The 15,407-nt window shown below is 59.2% G+C and carries 19 protein-coding genes and 1 pseudogene; 12 read left to right on the forward strand and 8 right to left on the reverse strand.

The features are described from left to right. Positions 1 to 48: 48 nt before the first annotated feature. Together ACE10X_RS03735 and ACE10X_RS03740 are read left to right on the forward strand one after the other, a co-directional pair. Positions 49 to 750 carry an MFS transporter gene (locus ACE10X_RS03735; protein ID WP_011090982.1) on the forward strand — a complete coding sequence of 234 codons (702 nt, stop codon included), beginning with the start codon at positions 49 to 51 and terminating at the stop codon, positions 748 to 750. A gap of 246 nt (positions 751 to 996) precedes the next feature. Then, a complete protein-coding gene (locus ACE10X_RS03740) occupies positions 997 to 1,092 on the forward strand; it encodes a hypothetical protein (RefSeq protein ID WP_301309069.1) in 96 nt (31 codons plus the stop codon). Here ACE10X_RS03740 and ACE10X_RS03745 read toward each other — a convergent pair. The 5 genes from ACE10X_RS03745 to ACE10X_RS03765 form a co-directional block, all read right to left on the reverse strand. Beyond that, entirely contained in the window at positions 1,056 to 2,177 is a 1,122-nt protein-coding gene (locus ACE10X_RS03745) for a LysR substrate-binding domain-containing protein (RefSeq protein WP_011090981.1), read from the reverse strand. The two genes, ACE10X_RS03740 and ACE10X_RS03745, sit on opposite strands and share 37 nt — an antisense overlap. Before the next feature lie 683 nt (positions 2,178 to 2,860). Beyond that, on the reverse strand, positions 2,861 to 3,079 hold the full coding sequence (locus ACE10X_RS03750) for a hypothetical protein (RefSeq protein ID WP_125459388.1): 219 nt from the start codon (positions 3,077 to 3,079) through the stop codon (positions 2,861 to 2,863). A 41-nt stretch (positions 3,080 to 3,120) separates the two neighbouring features. Further along, the gene (locus ACE10X_RS03755; RefSeq protein ID WP_049801880.1) at positions 3,121 to 4,674 is read right to left on the reverse strand and encodes a phosphomannomutase/phosphoglucomutase; all 1,554 of its coding nucleotides are present in this window, start codon (positions 4,672 to 4,674) and stop codon (positions 3,121 to 3,123) included. 196 nt (positions 4,675 to 4,870) lie between these two features. Then, on the reverse strand, positions 4,871 to 5,440 hold the full coding sequence (locus ACE10X_RS03760; protein WP_016848068.1) for a helix-turn-helix transcriptional regulator: 570 nt from the start codon (positions 5,438 to 5,440) through the stop codon (positions 4,871 to 4,873). A gap of 359 nt (positions 5,441 to 5,799) precedes the next feature. Beyond that, positions 5,800 to 6,225, reverse strand: a complete 426-nt coding sequence (locus ACE10X_RS03765) for a hypothetical protein (protein WP_223153798.1) — start codon at positions 6,223 to 6,225, stop codon at positions 5,800 to 5,802. A gap of 483 nt (positions 6,226 to 6,708) precedes the next feature. Here ACE10X_RS03765 and ACE10X_RS03770 point away from each other — a divergent pair, with 483 nt between their 5' ends. From ACE10X_RS03770 to ACE10X_RS03795, 6 genes and pseudogenes are all read left to right on the forward strand, one after another. Beyond that, on the forward strand, positions 6,709 to 7,059 hold the full coding sequence (locus ACE10X_RS03770; protein WP_161170744.1) for a hypothetical protein: 351 nt from the start codon (positions 6,709 to 6,711) through the stop codon (positions 7,057 to 7,059). A 21-nt stretch (positions 7,060 to 7,080) separates the two neighbouring features. After that, positions 7,081 to 7,215, forward strand: a complete 135-nt coding sequence (locus tag ACE10X_RS03775) for a hypothetical protein (protein WP_016847164.1) — start codon at positions 7,081 to 7,083, stop codon at positions 7,213 to 7,215. A gap of 291 nt (positions 7,216 to 7,506) precedes the next feature. Beyond that, the gene (locus tag ACE10X_RS03780) at positions 7,507 to 7,737 is read left to right on the forward strand and encodes a hypothetical protein (protein ID WP_016847165.1); all 231 of its coding nucleotides are present in this window, start codon (positions 7,507 to 7,509) and stop codon (positions 7,735 to 7,737) included. Between the two features lie 762 nt (positions 7,738 to 8,499). Beyond that, entirely contained in the window at positions 8,500 to 8,781 is a 282-nt protein-coding gene (locus ACE10X_RS03785) for a hypothetical protein (RefSeq protein ID WP_011090974.1), read from the forward strand. Positions 8,782 to 8,962: 181 nt separating this feature from the next. Then, positions 8,963 to 9,152 (forward strand): annotated as a pseudogene (locus ACE10X_RS03790) (hypothetical protein). Further along, a complete protein-coding gene (locus ACE10X_RS03795; RefSeq protein WP_011090973.1) occupies positions 9,149 to 9,343 on the forward strand; it encodes a hypothetical protein in 195 nt (64 codons plus the stop codon). The pseudogene ACE10X_RS03790 and the gene ACE10X_RS03795 overlap by 4 nt, the downstream one beginning before the upstream one ends. 724 nt (positions 9,344 to 10,067) lie before the next feature. Here the strand turns inward: ACE10X_RS03795 and ACE10X_RS03800 are convergent. The 3 genes from ACE10X_RS03800 to ACE10X_RS03810 all read right to left on the reverse strand — a co-directional run bounded on the left by ACE10X_RS03800 (position 10,068) and on the right by ACE10X_RS03810 (position 13,675). After that, positions 10,068 to 10,310 carry a hypothetical protein gene (locus tag ACE10X_RS03800; protein WP_016847170.1) on the reverse strand — a complete coding sequence of 81 codons (243 nt, stop codon included), beginning with the start codon at positions 10,308 to 10,310 and terminating at the stop codon, positions 10,068 to 10,070. Positions 10,311 to 10,542: 232 nt separating this feature from the next. Next, the gene (locus tag ACE10X_RS03805; RefSeq protein ID WP_011090972.1) at positions 10,543 to 10,779 is read right to left on the reverse strand and encodes a hypothetical protein; all 237 of its coding nucleotides are present in this window, start codon (positions 10,777 to 10,779) and stop codon (positions 10,543 to 10,545) included. 1,766 nt (positions 10,780 to 12,545) lie between these two features. After that, positions 12,546 to 13,675, reverse strand: a protein-coding gene (locus ACE10X_RS03810; protein ID WP_085967575.1) for an IS3-like element ISRj2 family transposase whose coding sequence is annotated in 2 segments (ribosomal slippage) — positions 12,546 to 13,423 and positions 13,423 to 13,675 — 1,131 coding nt in all. Because the reading frame shifts where the segments join, the coding sequence is not laid out codon by codon here. Between the two features lie 103 nt (positions 13,676 to 13,778). Here ACE10X_RS03810 and ACE10X_RS03815 point away from each other — a divergent pair. From ACE10X_RS03815 to ACE10X_RS03830, 4 genes are all read left to right on the forward strand, one after another. Beyond that, positions 13,779 to 13,937, forward strand: coding sequence for a hypothetical protein (locus tag ACE10X_RS03815; RefSeq protein ID WP_016846393.1), 159 nt, complete (start codon positions 13,779 to 13,781; stop codon positions 13,935 to 13,937). A gap of 234 nt (positions 13,938 to 14,171) precedes the next feature. Further along, positions 14,172 to 14,390: a hypothetical protein gene (locus tag ACE10X_RS03820; RefSeq protein ID WP_129964954.1), complete on the forward strand. Its 219-nt coding sequence runs from the start codon at positions 14,172 to 14,174 to the stop codon at positions 14,388 to 14,390. A 76-nt stretch (positions 14,391 to 14,466) separates the two neighbouring features. Beyond that, positions 14,467 to 15,045, forward strand: coding sequence for a bifunctional DNA primase/polymerase (locus tag ACE10X_RS03825; protein ID WP_231088587.1), 579 nt, complete (start codon positions 14,467 to 14,469; stop codon positions 15,043 to 15,045). Between the two features lie 13 nt (positions 15,046 to 15,058). Then, positions 15,059 to 15,394, forward strand: coding sequence for a hypothetical protein (locus ACE10X_RS03830; RefSeq protein WP_161536874.1), 336 nt, complete (start codon positions 15,059 to 15,061; stop codon positions 15,392 to 15,394). The last annotated feature ends 13 nt before the right edge of the window (positions 15,395 to 15,407 follow it).

Genomic DNA, 15,407 nt, shown 5'->3' on the forward strand with positions numbered 1-15,407 from the left:
CATTGTTAGCTGTCTTCACGGCCGGCTGTTCGGCGATGATCTATCTCGATGATCTATCTCTTGGTGCCGGAGAGTGCATCGGCAACGCCGGTCCTGCGTGGAACAGCCGTGGCCAGCTTGAAGAAGATTTATACCGATCCGCATTTCTGGCGTCTGGCGCCGCTATCAGCGACTTCCGTCGGCACCGCCTGGGCGCTGCAGGGACTTTGGGCAGCGCAGTGGTTCACTGACGTCGAGGGACTTGATCGCGCTGCTTTGGTGCAACATTTGCTTGTCATGACCGTCGCGCTCAGCCTGGGTGCGCTCCTGCTAGGCGTTCTGGCTGATCGGCTGCGTCGCTATGGCATTGGAACAGAGGCGCTCCTCGCGGTCGTCGGCCTTATGTTCATTGCCGTGCAATTCGCGATTATCCTGCGATGGCCGTTGTCATCATACGTCCTGTGGGCCGCTGTGGCCGCCGTCGGCGCAGCTACGGTGCTTAGCTATGCGATCCTGGCTAGTTATTTCCCGAAAGAGCTTGCCGGACGGGCCAATGCTGCGCTGAACGTGTTCCATATCGGTGGAGCGTTTGTCCTGCAATATGCCACTGGCGTCGTCCTTGAACATTGGACGCCTCAGGCGGGGCATTATCCGGAGATCGCGTACCAGATAGCCTTTTTCCTCAATCTTGTCCTTCAGATCATCGCATGGGTCTGGTTCGCTTTCCCGTGGGTGCTTCGGCCGTCGACGAGCGCTAGGTTCAGCGATTAGGGGCGCGAGTCGGCGGCAGCCAAGGTTCAGCCTGCCGGGACTGTGAGCGATCACAGCAAGCACCGGCGAATGTTCGACACCGCGACGCACCTCGTCCAGGAAATGCCGCCCCCCAGGGGTGATCGTGACACCCCGATGCCGATGCTCGAACAGATGCTGCAGTCTTCAGGGATCTCAAAGCTATGCCGATTCTGACGCGTAGCGGCGGCGCGACGACGCCGACCAAGGCTGCCAAGTTGATCGCCAATGGTTGGGCGCTTTATCGCAACCGACCGCGCCTTTGCGAAGGCCCGACGAAATGCTGTTCAGCTCGCATCTGGGGCAGCGGAAATATCAGGATAGCGCTCCCGAAGCAGGTCGAGCAACGGACGCAGCGATGGATTAGCGTTGTCCTGCCGCCAATAAGCGCGCAAGCTCAGCCGCGTCGGCCCCTCGGCATCATGCACCTCGCGGAAGGTGACACCCGGATAGACTGCGCCCGTCGCACTTTCCAATACCAGTAGAATGCCCCAGTCCACGCCGACCAAGGAGAGAAGACGGTCGAGCACCACATCATGGCGAACCAGCGGGCAAGGATCGGAAGACCCCAATTTGCTGTCAAGGAGCTTCAGGAATTCCGGTCCCGGGCCTCGCTGCGACATCAAAAGCGATTCGTGCCTCAGTTCGCCCCAGTGAATTACGTCACGACCTGTCAGCGGATGGTTCGCGGGGAGGGCGGCAACGACACGCTCGCTCCAGAGCAACAATGACCTGTCGCTCCACCTTGGACTGAGGCCGGCCACAAAGGCGACGTCAATCGCGGAGCTGGCGAGATCCGAAATCAGATGGTCGCTCGCTCCGTCAACCAGTTGTCTGTCGACATCGGGGAAGCGGTGCCGGTGCTCGATGAGAGTGGCCCGGAGATTGCCGGCTGACAGGGAAGTGTGGATGCCGATGGTCAATCGGCCGCTCTCACCACGCGAGCGGTTCTTGCCACGAACCGTGATTGCTTCCGTCTCATCAACGAAACGCCGGGCAGCTTCGAGGAATTCCTGCCCTTCAACGGTAGGTCGTGTGCCGCCATTGGTACGCTTAAACAGAGTGACGCCCAACCTGTATTCGAGATTGCGCAGGCCGCGACTAAGAGTGGGTTGCTTGATTCTGAGCGCCTCTGCCGCTTGGCGGAGGCTTCGGTGCTTGGACGCGACGATCGCCCAGCGCAGGTCTCGAAATTCCACAGGCACGGTCGAAACCCTAGGGTAAGTTGCCGGTGACCAATTGACCAATTTTTGTCTTGAATGGCGCACGCCATTTGCTTGCGCTGCTTCTGGATCTTCCAATTTGGCAAGCGCAAAAATGGGCGAGGCTGGAGCCAAAAAAGTTTGGCAAGTTTGCCTTTCATTTGCTTGCGCTGCTTCAACCCGCCAATTCGGCCTCGAAAGGGCCATCAAAAGACATCCGCCCTCCGGGCCGGTTAAGACCCTGCCGCCATTTGCTCGGTACCTAGGCTCGCTGGAGGCACGAGAAGCGCAAGCTCTTCTAACTTCATGTTTCGGGTAAACTGCTATGATTCCAAATGACAGTGAACCAATCGCCAACCCAACCCGATCATGAAAAAGCCTCCCGAACGACCCGAGAAGCAGTCTTTTCGATTGAAATGGGTAGAACGGGGAAAATCCGTTTTTGTGACCGAGCGTGTGATCCTACACGAGGTAATTTTGCGACAGGGCAACAGAAACCGACTGAGCTTCAGGTCAGCTTGGTTGTCCGCCTAAATGCTGTCCGCCAACGGCGCGCAACTGAGGATCGAAGTCGACAGGTTTTTGACGACAGTTCAGGCGGCCTGAGCGAACTAGAAGTATAACTGAATCATCGGGATGAAAGCCTCCCACCTATCCAAGTTAAGGCCTAGCTGCCCGCCTTGCCTTTCTTCTAATCCGCAATTCCTTTTCTGCTACCGATTTTCGGGGTAACTCAATCTTACCCAACTTCAGCGTGAAAGGGCGCTTGAGACCAAAAAATGGCGATTAGCCTTTCAGTACTACGGCCCCTGGAAGAGGAGGGGCGCGCGGATTACGGGTCGAAGAGCCCAGGAGGGATTAATGCCAAGGACGCACGCCGTTTTTCGCGGCTATTCGATGAATCTTGCCCGAAACGCTCTCATCTGCTCCACCCTTCTGGCGCGAACGGTTGGATACAGCGACTGGGGCGGTGTCATCCCCGCTAGGGATTGTCCCGGAAGCATGACGCTGGCAGCAATTACAAGCGCGCCAGAACCATAGACGAGATAGTTGTTGGAGGAGTTTGAACTGAGCGTGGTCGTGCCTGAAGAAACAAGATTGGTTGTCACGGCTTGCTCCAAATAGATTACGGAAACTTGGACGAGCTTAATTAGTCAAATTCGGTATCGGTCCTCGCCTGCCGGATCGGCCCAGCAAGGCCACCTTGGATCCTCTGATTGTATTCCCCAACCGCGGCATGCGTGCGCAGCACGCTGTTCACCATCTCGAACATGTCGTGCATGCGCTGCTCGGAGACCGGGCTCTCGACCACGACGACGAGCTCGGGCTTGTTCGAGGACGCGCGCACCAGGCCCCAGCTGCCGTCCTCGACCGTGACGCGTCCGCCGTTGACGGTGACGAGATCGCGGATCGCCTGGCCGCCGATCCTGGCGCCCTTGGCCTGCAAGCCTTCAAAATGCTTCACCACCTGGTCGATGACGCCGTACTTGGTCTCGTCGGCGCAATGCGGCGACATGGTCGGCGACGACCAGGTTTTCGGCAGCGCGTTCTTCAAATCGGCCATCGACTTGCCCGGCGCGCGGTCGAGCATGTCGCAGATCGCGAGCGCCGACACCAGGCCGTCGTCATAGCCGCGCCCATACGGCTTGTTGAAGAAGAAGTGGCCGGACTTCTCGAAGCCCGCGAGCGCACCCGTCTCGTGGGTGCGGCGCTTCATGTAGGAATGGCCGGTCTTCCAATAAGCGACCTTGGCGCCCTGCTTCTGCAGCACGGGATCGGTGACGAACAGGCCGGTCGACTTCACGTCGACGATGAACTGCGCGTCCTTGTGGATCGCCGACATGTCGCGGGCGAGCATCACGCCGACCTTGTCGGCGAAGATTTCCTCGCCGGTGTTGTCGACGACGCCGCAGCGATCGCCGTCACCGTCGAAGCCGAGACCGACATCGGCCTTGTGATGCAGCACCGCATCGCGGATCGCGTGCAGCATCTCCATGTCTTCCGGATTCGGATTGTATTTCGGGAAGGTGTGGTCGAGCTCGGTGTCGAGCGGGATCACCTCGCAGCCGATCGCCTCCAGCACCTGCGGCGCGAACGCGCCGGCCGTGCCATTGCCGCGGGCCGCGACGACCTTGAGCTTGCGGGTCAGCTTCGGACGGCTGGTGAGGTCGGCGATGTAGCGCGCCGGATAGTTCTCGTGGAACTGGTAGGAGCCGCCGGCCTTGTTCTTGAATTCGGCGTTGAGCACGATTTCCTTCAGCCGCGTCATCTCGTCGGGGACGAAGGTCAGCGGGCGGTTGGCGCCCATCTTCACGCCGGTCCAGCCATTGTCGTTGTGCGAGGCCGTGACCATGGCGCAGCAGGGCACGTCGAGGTCGAACTGCGCGAAATAGGCCATCGGCGTCACCGCGAGCCCGATGTCGTGCACCTTGCAGCCCGCAGCCATCAGGCCGGAAATCAGCGCATATTTGATCGAGGCCGAATAGCCGCGGAAATCATGGCCGGTGACGATCTCCTGCTTGACGCCGAGCTCCGCAATCAGCGCGCCCAGCCCCATGCCGAGCGCCTGGATCCCCATCAGGTTGATTTCCTTCTGGAACAACCAGCGCGCGTCGTATTCGCGAAAACCCGTGGCCTTCACCATCGGCTCGGATTCGAAGGCATAGGTGTTGGGCAACAAGACGGATTTCGGCTTGGGGAACATTGAGACAATCTCAGAAATGCGAGGAATTGACCGCCGCCATAGCGAATGCCCAGGCCGAGGTATCGCGGGCATCACACAATGGACAAGGTAGGCTTGTTGGCTAAGTCTTGGTCAGCTTTCCGTCATCGAAAACCAGGAAACGTTGACCTGCACAGCGAGAAGAATGCAGCCGGCCGGCCAGTTTGGATGGGCGGGGTTATAGAAGCCGGGACAATAGCGAGACTAGCTCAGCTTGCCGCCTGGTCCCGGTTCGCAAAAAGACAGCTTTCAGATGGTTTCGCGCTGTCCCCGACGAAATGTTCATATAAAATGCAATTTCTTCCAGCGACTTTCCCTCCACCAGCAGCGATGCGAGACGAGCCTGCGCGGGAGTCAATCCAAAGATCTCCATGACAGAGCTCTGCGAGACGCGAGGTATTTCATTCAGATCAGTCAGGATCAGAAGGGCGCCCATGTCCGGGAGGAGGGGATCGCCTGCACTTTCCCAGTCCTGAACGATGGCATCAATGACAATCGGCCGGCGCTGACTCCGGGTGACAACTGTTTGCAAGGTGCTACGGCCCGGTTTGCCAGACAAAAAGCGGACCTGAGTGATCAGTCGGTCCAGCCTCAGTCGTGACTGAGCATCCGCTGCAAACAGACGCCGTCCCTTCACCGATAGATCGTCATCGAAAAGCTTCGACGCGTTGTCGTTGACAGCCGCCACGAAGCCATTCTGATCGATCAAAATCGCAGGCCGGCCCAATAGATCAAGCGTACCAATCATACTGGGCCGTTCCCCACGAGCGATGCGCAATTCACTCGGGCAAAACAAAGCTCCTTTCGGACCTGCCCCCGTTCTCTCGTCACCCTCAAGCATAGCAACAGTTCAAAAAATGGTTCGCATAACTAATGCTGAAAACGCCATCGTCCCATGTCTCAACTTATAGCTGCGTGCGTCAAAGTGGACAGTCCCATTTGAGATATGTTTCGCACTAATTTCTAGAGTTTCAGACTGAGTCCGTAGGCTACGGACCTTTCGGGCGCGCGATGAATAAGCGCTCGCTGCGTTTGCCCGTTCGAATTCAGCGCTTCTTCGCCGGCATTCGAGCTGCGCGATCGATGCAAAAGTGAAAATCTAACTAGTCATAGGAAGAAGCCGCTGATCTTCGCAGTCCTGCCTGCACAAATCCGGCGAACTTTCCCATTTTTGTGCTGAATTTGATCACGGCAGGCTCTCTTGAACGCGCCTCCTGATTTTGCCTCGCGCCGCGAACCCTCTAACGCAGAGCGGGCTTCACCCTGAGTGGCTCCGGGCTCTGGTACGCCACTGCTTTCGATCTCCCTAGGAGGCGTAGATGCCTTTGGGAACTTGAAAACCAAGGGAAAAATAGCCGAGACTAGCGCGTCGAGAGCACATCGCTCCTCGGACAGACGTCTTTCGACATACTGGCGGTCAAGCCCCGCGACCTCTGTTTCAAGCAAACGGCGATAGCGGTGGATGCGGTTACGGTGGGTTCGCATGGCGGCGAGCGTTTCGCTGATCATCGGCAGAATCTCATTCGAAATCAAATCCTCTCCTCCTTAACCGCGTGCCTGCGGTGGAGCATAGCTGACTCCGCGGAGCGCTGTGATTTGATGTCCTTTCTCTAGGGACAGCCCTGAAGGGTCAATTGGGTTCGTAACGCGCCGCTTCTGTACGTAACGTACAATGAATCCAGCGGGCGCCGTCCGGACAGTGAATATGGCAAGCCAGATGTTGCGCCCTGTTCTGCCGAAAGCAAGACATTCTGAGGGGCGCGCAAAGCCCGATCGCTAGCTGAGAGCTGTTCGTTTGCCCGAGGCACTCACGGGCCCTGCTCGTCATCGTCGCCGCTAGCCGATGAAGCTGAAGCCGACCTTGCTGACCTGTACGACGAGCGCGGCGACCTCAAGCCCATAGACGCTTGGCCGGAAATTTGGCGGCAAGGCCTCGTTGCCGGTGTCGAGATCGACGCGCTATACGAAGGGGCGGGCGAGGAGCGTAGGCAAGTCGGTCACGTCAAGAAGATCAGGTTGAGTGATCGACTGCGCCGCCTGGAGCTGATCGGCAAGCATGTTCGCGTCAATGCGTTCCAGGAGCGGGTTGAGTTTAGCCTGTTGGAAGGACTGGGAGAGCGCATCGATCGCGCCAAGGCTCGCGCAGCATCTCTTCCAGCGCTTCCGGCTCCGCCGATCGTGAAGGTCGCGTCTGCTCCTCTCCCTTCGCGTGTAGAGCAGCCAGCGCCAGCCGCACCACCTGCGCCGCCGTCACCACCACCGCCGCTGCCGAAGCCGGCTTACAAGCCGATCATGCCCGCGCCTGAACCCGCAGCACCGTGGCCGTCGTTCGGCGGCTTCGCTGCGACCGACTACGATCCCACCTAGCAAAAAACGAAATGCTCCATCATGGCAACAATCGCTGCCAACATCGCCACCATCCAAGCCCAAGCCGCCGTTCTCGACACGCTAATTGGGCAATTTGCCGCCGCCAAAGCGTTGATCGACGCGGCCGAACTCGACATTCGCAGTCAGCAAGCCTAAGCGTGGACTTGCACAGGTTTCGCTGCGCTGTCTGCAATCACGCACTTACGACATTCGCAGCGCATGAAGATTCCATGCATTCCAATGGCCGGTGGCTTCAAGGCGATTTGCGCCCACCGAAGTAAGCCGCGCTGCAAGTCGTGACCGAAGGCGAGACGCCGCGGCTGCCGGAAGGTTTCAGGGTCGAGCTCGACAAGGACGGTTGGCGGCACTGATTCGCGCGAAGCGCCGATGGCCTCAATGCATCTGCCGCTCTGACTGATCTTCACTAATCCGCCAGCCGCGTAGGGCATGACCATGTCCGATGACTGGACCAAACGAGCGACGAACATCCTTCGAGAACTTCATGCTGCCGAGACGGAGCTAATCGGCAGGGGGGCTATCCTGACCGACGGTAAGGCGGGGACGGTTGATCACGTCTTCCTTGACGAGGTGCACGGGCTCCGGATCTCGATCGGTGGCCACGACGGCAAGTGGCCGATTTCGACTCTGAAGCTTCTAGACTCCGGTTTCGCCAGATAGCGCAGGCGGTGTCAGCCCGTGGCAATGACCGATCAAGGCTGGGGCGCCCGTTCGAGGATGATCCGATCGAGGTAGACGGGCGCAAGCTGGGGGGTGGCATCATGTGGGCCTTGCACCTCGGAGGGCCGACACCAGATGGCGGGCCACTGCGCAAGAAGGGCAAACCGTGCAGGGTGATCCGATGAGCCAAATAAACCAGACCGGCCGTAGGATTATCTACGTCATGATGGTGGTCGTGGTGCTGGTGGTCATCTGGCAGATTCTCACGCCGCTTTGAGAAGGCCCGCCAGATAGCTTGTCCGCCCGGTCACCGTCCGCGGTGATCACTCGGTGACCGGGCGCCCAGCGCGGTGCGCGGCAGCGAGGCGGAGCCTGGCCGAGTAAGCCAGTCACAGTTTACCTGGAGTGGCAGCCATGATGCAGAACGTTGTAGCCGGATGCGTCGCAGTGGCTTTGATTATCCTGGCCTTGATTGGCTTCGCCCAAACGCACCGTGAATGTTGGCACGGGCACGTGCTCCTAACCCATGAGCCCTGCGGATCCGTCAGCCCTTCAATATAGGAACAACCATTTTCCGCTGATCTGGGCGCGGGACCGAAGCCCCGCGCTCTCGTCGTTCACCGCCTCGGCCGGCGGGCGCAAAACCGCTGTCGATCGCAGTGAGCGCTTTTCCACACCCACGACGCGCAGTAGCTCGCGCGCGGTCCGAGCCACCAGTAATCGATAATTTGACTGTCGCCCGCGCAGCGGTTGGATCTCGGCATGCCTCACCCTGCCCGCCGCCACACGCCCACGCACGCCGAGGGTCGGCCAATCAAGATCACCTTTGGCGAGATGCGCGAGATGGGCTTGCGCGGCGTCCTCATGTATTGCCCCTGCGGCCGTCACGTTGCGCTCGGCACCGATCGCTGGCCCGACGATGTTCGGCTGTCAGATGTCGAGCCGCGCTTCGTCTGCACCGCCTGCGCCGGGCGCGGCGCAGACGTACGACCGGATTTCAACTGGAACGCAAAAGGGCCGATCGGCGACATGGGCTATCGGTAGCCACCTTAAAAACGGCCCCGGCCATGGGGGCTTTTGAAGTGTGGAGGCCGGGGCCGTTGGAGGTGACCTTGGCGGTAATGGGGTCGCCAGGTGGTGACGAGCATAGGAAAAACCGGCAATCAGTTCTGTCCACTTGTGCCCAAAGCGGTATAGTTCCTCATCGGGAACGGAACCGGTCGCAATGAAGGACATGCAGGCTCAGTTAGAAAAGCTCCGCACGGATGCTGCCGAGTGCGCCTTGATCCGCGATCTTGCTACTGAACCCAAGAAGCGAGATGTTCACAAGGCTGGCCGAGCATCTGACAGTTCTGGCCGACGAGGTTGAACGCGCCATTGCTGCCGCGAGACCTGAGCTGAAGCGGAAGGAATGACGGAACGAGGCTGGGGTCGGCGTTTCGAGGATCCGATCACGATCGGCGATCGCATACTGGTGACGCAGCTCGACGCCGGCGAGTACATCGCCGCGTCGCCGAAGAAAGAGCACGCCGCATCGGAATGGCAAGCCGCGATGAAGGTGGAGGCCCGAGTATGTTTGCCAGCATCGGGGTCATGCGGGCATTGAACCGCCACCACGTCCCGGAGTTTAACCCGAAGGGCAAAGAGCCTCACTGGGGCCGGCGCAAGCTGAAGAGGGACCAATAAGGCGCCGCCAACTGAGGCGGCCTTACTCTCTCACAGGATGCAAGTCGGACGGCTGTACGGCGAGCCGATAAGCAATCTCCCGGGAGCCGTCGAAGACCTCTAGGACGCGCTCACAGATCAGGCACTTGTAGTGCCCGGCGTTGCCCTTGCGGGATTCAAGTTCGATCCGGCGAGATCCCGCCGAACAATCAGGGCACGTCACGTCGCCTTTCTTCATGTGACAGTTATGATGCAGGCTACCGCAGGGGTCAAAGGTTAGTGTTTGCCCGACGGAACGCAGCTGGGACCAGTACGCCCCGAATGGGAAAAGCCGCAGCGTGGTTCCAGCCCCACTGCGGCATTCCCGGAATAACAAAAAAATTAGTGCTCAAATCGCGCCGGTGTTCCTTCAGTAGAACACCCCGTTCCGAAAATGGAGTCCGGACAACTACCGGACTTCGGTTTTCTACGTATTGTCACTTGGAGGGCCGACATGGCTGGGCATGGCAATTCCAGCCCCAATGCTCCCGGTTGCCGATCCAATTGCGGATTTGAGCGCCGGGAGTGCTAGGCCCACCAGCGTGAACCGGCGCCCACCGTAAATTTCCCAAGGTCAAAAAAAAGAACCGCCGACCTTGGTAACTAAGGCCATCAGCTGAGGCTGCTTACCTCTGCTCGTTCCTCGCACGGGAAGCCAGTCTATCCAGCTGGCCAGCCAAACCCACGAAACTTCGGGCGATGTTTTTCAGGGCGGCGGCGCGATCCTTGGAAATGCCGCTCACGCCAGAAAGTCTCTTGTAGTGGTTAGCCTGCTCGCGGCACTCAGCAATGTTGATCAATGGCTCAGCCTTCCTGTTGCCCGCGCGGGACGTGGGATCGCCTTTCCCCGCTGGCTTGCCTTCTACCATGTTAGGCCCTTAAATCAGGTTCGGACACTGGGTTAGATACGGACAGCGCCGGCTCGAGTTTTGAAAAGGAACACAACGGTGGGCGTCTATGTGAACACCGCCAAGCAGGTCGGCGACGTCGATCACATCAAGTCTTCGCGACGGTGGACGCCGCGGAACGATGGTTCGAGGAGAACGACCCGGAGGGCGTCGCCTTCGAATACGATGTGATCGAGTGATGTGGAGCGGATAATCAGCGCCACATCGTTGGTGGGTTCAAGGCCTTGCGACCCGCCGCTTTCAACGCGTCGGTTGAGAGCTGTCCATGTGCCGCAGCATCGAGCAGCTTCGAAGCAACGTACGCTCTGGCGCCCGTTTCGCTTACAGGAATATTTTCGCAAACTTCGTCGAGCACCGCCCTGAGCAGCGCAGTCATTTCAGCATCAAACACGCCGAACTCCCGAAATTGAGAGGATCCTGAACGCTGCACAAGCGGAATATATTCGCTTGGCAGCGTTCGCCGCGTATTCCGGTCTGGGCTCCGAAATCCCAGCGCCTACAAAATTGGCACCTGTACGTCAAAGTAATGTGACAGCTTCCTCGGCCACATCAACGGGCGTTTGCAGGGCCTCCCCAAAGGCCCTTACCAAGGAGGATAGAGCGCGACGAACAGCCCGAGGCCGGCAAGAAGTATTGCCCACGCGACGGCCTGACGATTGCGAAGCGAGCCACGGTTCATTTGCGAGCCTTCTTACGAGACTTTCGCGTAACCGAGGCCGCAGGATTTGACCCGTCGAACACAATGACGTCGAAGAGCGTCTTCGCGTCATCGGATAGGATCCCCAACCAACATCGCTTCTAATTCGGCGGCTGTCGTTGGGACAATCCCACCATTCGGCCGAACAGGCATAGTCGACACTTCATCTCAGAAAAAACCAAATAGCCTCCCATAGGCCCGGGCGACGGGCTCGGTGCCAGGCGTCGTGCGTCGCTCGCTGTCGGGGCGTCATCGCGGCCAGGCGCTCGGCGCGCTGTTTGGCATATCTCTGTTGCTGCCGAACCTTGCGGTTGAACCGCGTCGCGCCGGCAGGTGTTGAGGCGTCCCCGTACTGTGGCAGATGCCAAGCCTTTCCGATCCGAAACGACAGATACGCATGCCCCTTGACGACGTTGCGCTCGACGTTTGGTGGCAGTTTGCGAGGCATGGCCTACCTCTCCCAACCAACATCGGCGTCAACGCCGGTCGCGTGCTCTTCCCCGTGGTGAGGCAGAGCGTCGATCGCGCTCGAGTTCGCGAACGTCCCAAGCCAGTCGTCTCGTACCCGGAATGACCCGCGGCTTGGGCATGCTTCCCGCCGTCACGAGAAGGTCAAACGTGTTCGGGCTAACCGAGGCATATGCTGCGGAGGCCTCACGATCGATTAGGCGCGGCGGCAGAGTTGGCGGCAATGCAGCTTGACGTGCCACTACCGCTTCTCCCCATCCTCCATTTCGAGAGCGACTGCCCCAACTCGGAGATCGGCTGCTTTTAATGGCGGCATTCCGCCGCTTCGCGGCGCTGACGACAGAAAGAGCATTGCGGTCATCATGCCAATGATGTGCAAACAGGTGTGTAATATGAATGGCCCTCTGGGGCTATCTAGCTGATTTTATTGTATTATTTTCTTTAAATGGCGCTCCCTAGCGGAATGTAACCACAGGTAATGATGAGATTTCCTATTATATTTCAATATGTTAAAATCTTGCCGTTTCGACGTGTATCTACGCGGTGTATCTACTTTTTGGGTCGGTAGCCGACTCGGCTACCGAAACTAACGAGTCGATGAGGGGCGGTAGAGCGCAAACCCATAACTATACAACTTGTAACAAAACTTGATTTGACTTTTCGTATTGCGGTTGAGGTCCCGTTCTGCTATGTACCACTCATGGCGACGTTGCGCGATTCGAGGGCGCGCCCGTGACTGCCTGACGGACACCTTGTCCGTCATCGGCTCATAGCCGAGGTAATGCAGCCGCTCAGCGGCAACGCTAACCGAAAATTCCCACACCCATGACCACTTTAAATGCGTCTGCGGTTACCGCTGATCGCCTTGACGCGGCCCTCGACCTCAGAGCTGGCCCCGGTTGTTTGGACAGCGCCGCGCTGGATTTAAGTGGATTCCTGCCGGGTTATGCTGAACGCGGGGCTTTACGATTTTGTCGTTGCGTCGGGAGGGCGTAGCCCGACCAGAGCGACGACAAAATCGTCGGCGACGGTCATGCGGCCATCACCATAGCTTGCGTGCCGAAGTAAGCCTCGTCGGGCGTGCGCCCGTCAAGGCTCGAGTGAGGGCGTCCCTGATTGTAGAAGGCCAGATACTTGGCAATTGACGCTCGCGCCTCGGACACGCTGTCGTAGGCGCGGAGATAAACTTCTTCGTATTTGACCGTGCGCCAGAGCCGCTCGACAAACACGTTGTCGCGCCAGGCGCCCTTGCCGTCCATGCTGATGGCGATCTTCGCGTCCAGCAGCACATCGGTGAACTCGAGGCTGGTGAACTGGCTGCCCTGATCCGTGTTGAAAATCTCGGGTCTGCCGTGCTTCGCCAACGCCTCCTGGACCGCTTGGACGCAGAAGGCCGCCTCCATTGTGATCGAGACGCGATGGGCCAGGACCCGTCGGCTGAACACATCGACGACCGCCGCGAGATAGACGAAGCCACGCCGCATCGGAATGTAGGTGATGTCCATTGCCCACGCATGGTCGGGCCGCTCGATCTTCAATCCGCGCAACAGGTACGGGTAGATCTTGTGACCCGGAGCCGGCTTGCTCGTGTTCGGGCGACGATAGACCGCCTCGATCCCCATGCGCTTCATCAGCGTCGCGATGTGGCGGCGACCGGCGTATACGCCCTCCCGCCGCAGCAACGATCGCAGCATACGCGCTCCCGCGAAGGGATAATCGAGATGCAGCTCATCGAGCCGACGCATCAAGGCAAGGTCCTCGGCCGAAACTGGCCGAGGTTCATAGTAGACCGTGCTGCGAGCCAGCTTCAGGACCTTCGCCTGGCGCACGATAGAAAGATCATGACCGCGGTCGATCATCGCTTTGCGCTCAGCAGGCCCGCCTTGGTGAGCGCGCCGGACAAAAAATCGTTTTCCAACGCCAGCTCGCCGATCTTGGCATGTAACGCCTTCAAATCGACCGGCGTCTCGGCCGATGTCTTGTCATGCCCAAACACGCCGGCGGCGCCTTCCAGGAGCTGGTTTTTCCAGATCGTGATCTGGTTCGGATGAACATCAAACAGTTGCGCCAGCTCCGCCAGTGTCTTGTCTCCTTTGACCGCAGCCAAAGCAACCTTCGCCTTGAATGCCGGAGAATGCGTCCGGCGGCTCTTCTTCGTCATCTTCGCTCCTGATTCGCAGCAAGAATCCTCGCCGCTGTCAGGCAGAAAATCCACTCAAGCTACTGTCCGAATTTGCGAGGCCAGCTCTCTCATCGCCGAGGTGATGGTGCTGCACGACCGGCCGGGCTTCGCGCCCTACGTCGAACGCCTGGAGCGGGAGCTTGCCGCTATGCAGTCGAAGGATGACGTGATGACACGCGCGCGGCGGCGGCTTGCTGCCCGCGGCGCAAACGATAACGGCAAGTCCAAGGTAGCTGCGTGAACAACAGCCCCGCGTCGCCCGCCAAATATCTGCAGCGCGACCTTTAGTGTCACGCCCGAAAAATCTCACTACTCATCACACACTACGAACGGAGGAATTGTGTGCAGCCACAACTCAATTTCCACCACAACTTCAGAGAGCCGGTCAAGATCCCCGGCTCGTTCAACCTGTATTACGATCCGGTTCAGGTCGACCGGCAACTGACTAAGCTTCTGATCGAGGGAGACCCGGAATATGAAAATCCTCGCCACTCATTCGCCGCTCGGTGCTGACGTTGCCCTTGCGGACGTCGAAGTCTGCGAAGGGGTGAAGTTGTTCGGCGTGCGCATTGTGCGTGCGGCCGATGGATCGCATCGAGCTTACGCGCGCGGGGCTGCGCTTTCGCCCGCGATGGTCGAATCAATTTCATCTCTCGTTTTAGAGGGCGATTGCCAACATGCGGGCCACGCTTAAGCGCATTATCCACCTTCGTCGCAGCCTTATTGCTTACGGATACCGTCCCGTCGCGTGTAGTGGCAAAGCCGCTGTCATGGGTAACTGGCAGCGCTCGCGGTGGTCCGCTGCGCAAATGGAAGGCATCGCTCGCAACTATCCGGACGCCACAAATACGGGTCTGCTCTGCGGCGAACTTGTGGGGCTTGATGTCGACACGCCGGACGCTGAGACTGCCGACGCTATCCGCGCGATGGTGATGGAGTTGCCGGGGTCGGACAGAGCGCCGTATCGGATGGGCAAGGCACCGAAGACCCTGTTCGCATTCCGCGCCACCGAGCCTCGCGAGAAGCGCGCAACAGGCGCCTACCTGATCAACGGCGCCAAGTGTCAGGTCGAGGCGTTTGGTGAACGCACGCAATTCGTGGCGTTCGGAACGCATCCCGATACGGGCCGACCTTACGAATGGTTCAACGGTTCGCCGGCCGAAACACCGTTGGCCGAGCTTCCGGAAATCACACCAGAGGCGATCGACGAATTGTTGGCTCGGGCGGAGGCGTACTTCGCCGAGCGCGGGACGCTGATTAAGCCAGCCAGCAAAGCCAGTGACCGCGGCCCGGTGGTAGTCGATAGTGACCACCCGTGGGCTGACACATCAACGCCGCGCGTTGGCTAGCCTCGATGCATGGGTGCCGGAGCTTGGACTCGAAGATCTGCGCAAGTACCAGGGCGGCTTCCACGCTGTTGCATCCTTCCGCCCCTCGATCAACTCGAAGGTGAAGAAGCGAGGCCGCGCGCTGAATATCCAGCCCAGTGGTATTGTCGATTATTCGGCTGGAAACGCCGGCTACTCGCCGATCAACATGGTTTCAGTCAGCCTCAGCATGTCCGCGTCAGAGGCCGCCGAGTGGCTGCGTAAACGAGTTGGCGGCGGCGATGACACCAAGCCAGTCAGCGTTGCTCGTCTTCTTACTCAACCCGCCAGGCGTGCCGCAGCGCGTCGATCAACATCAACTTTGTCCTGAAGGGCGATTGCTG

Source organism: Bradyrhizobium sp. Pha-3 (assembly GCF_042258325.1).
In the GTDB taxonomy this organism is placed as follows: domain Bacteria; phylum Pseudomonadota; class Alphaproteobacteria; order Rhizobiales; family Xanthobacteraceae; genus Bradyrhizobium; species Bradyrhizobium elkanii.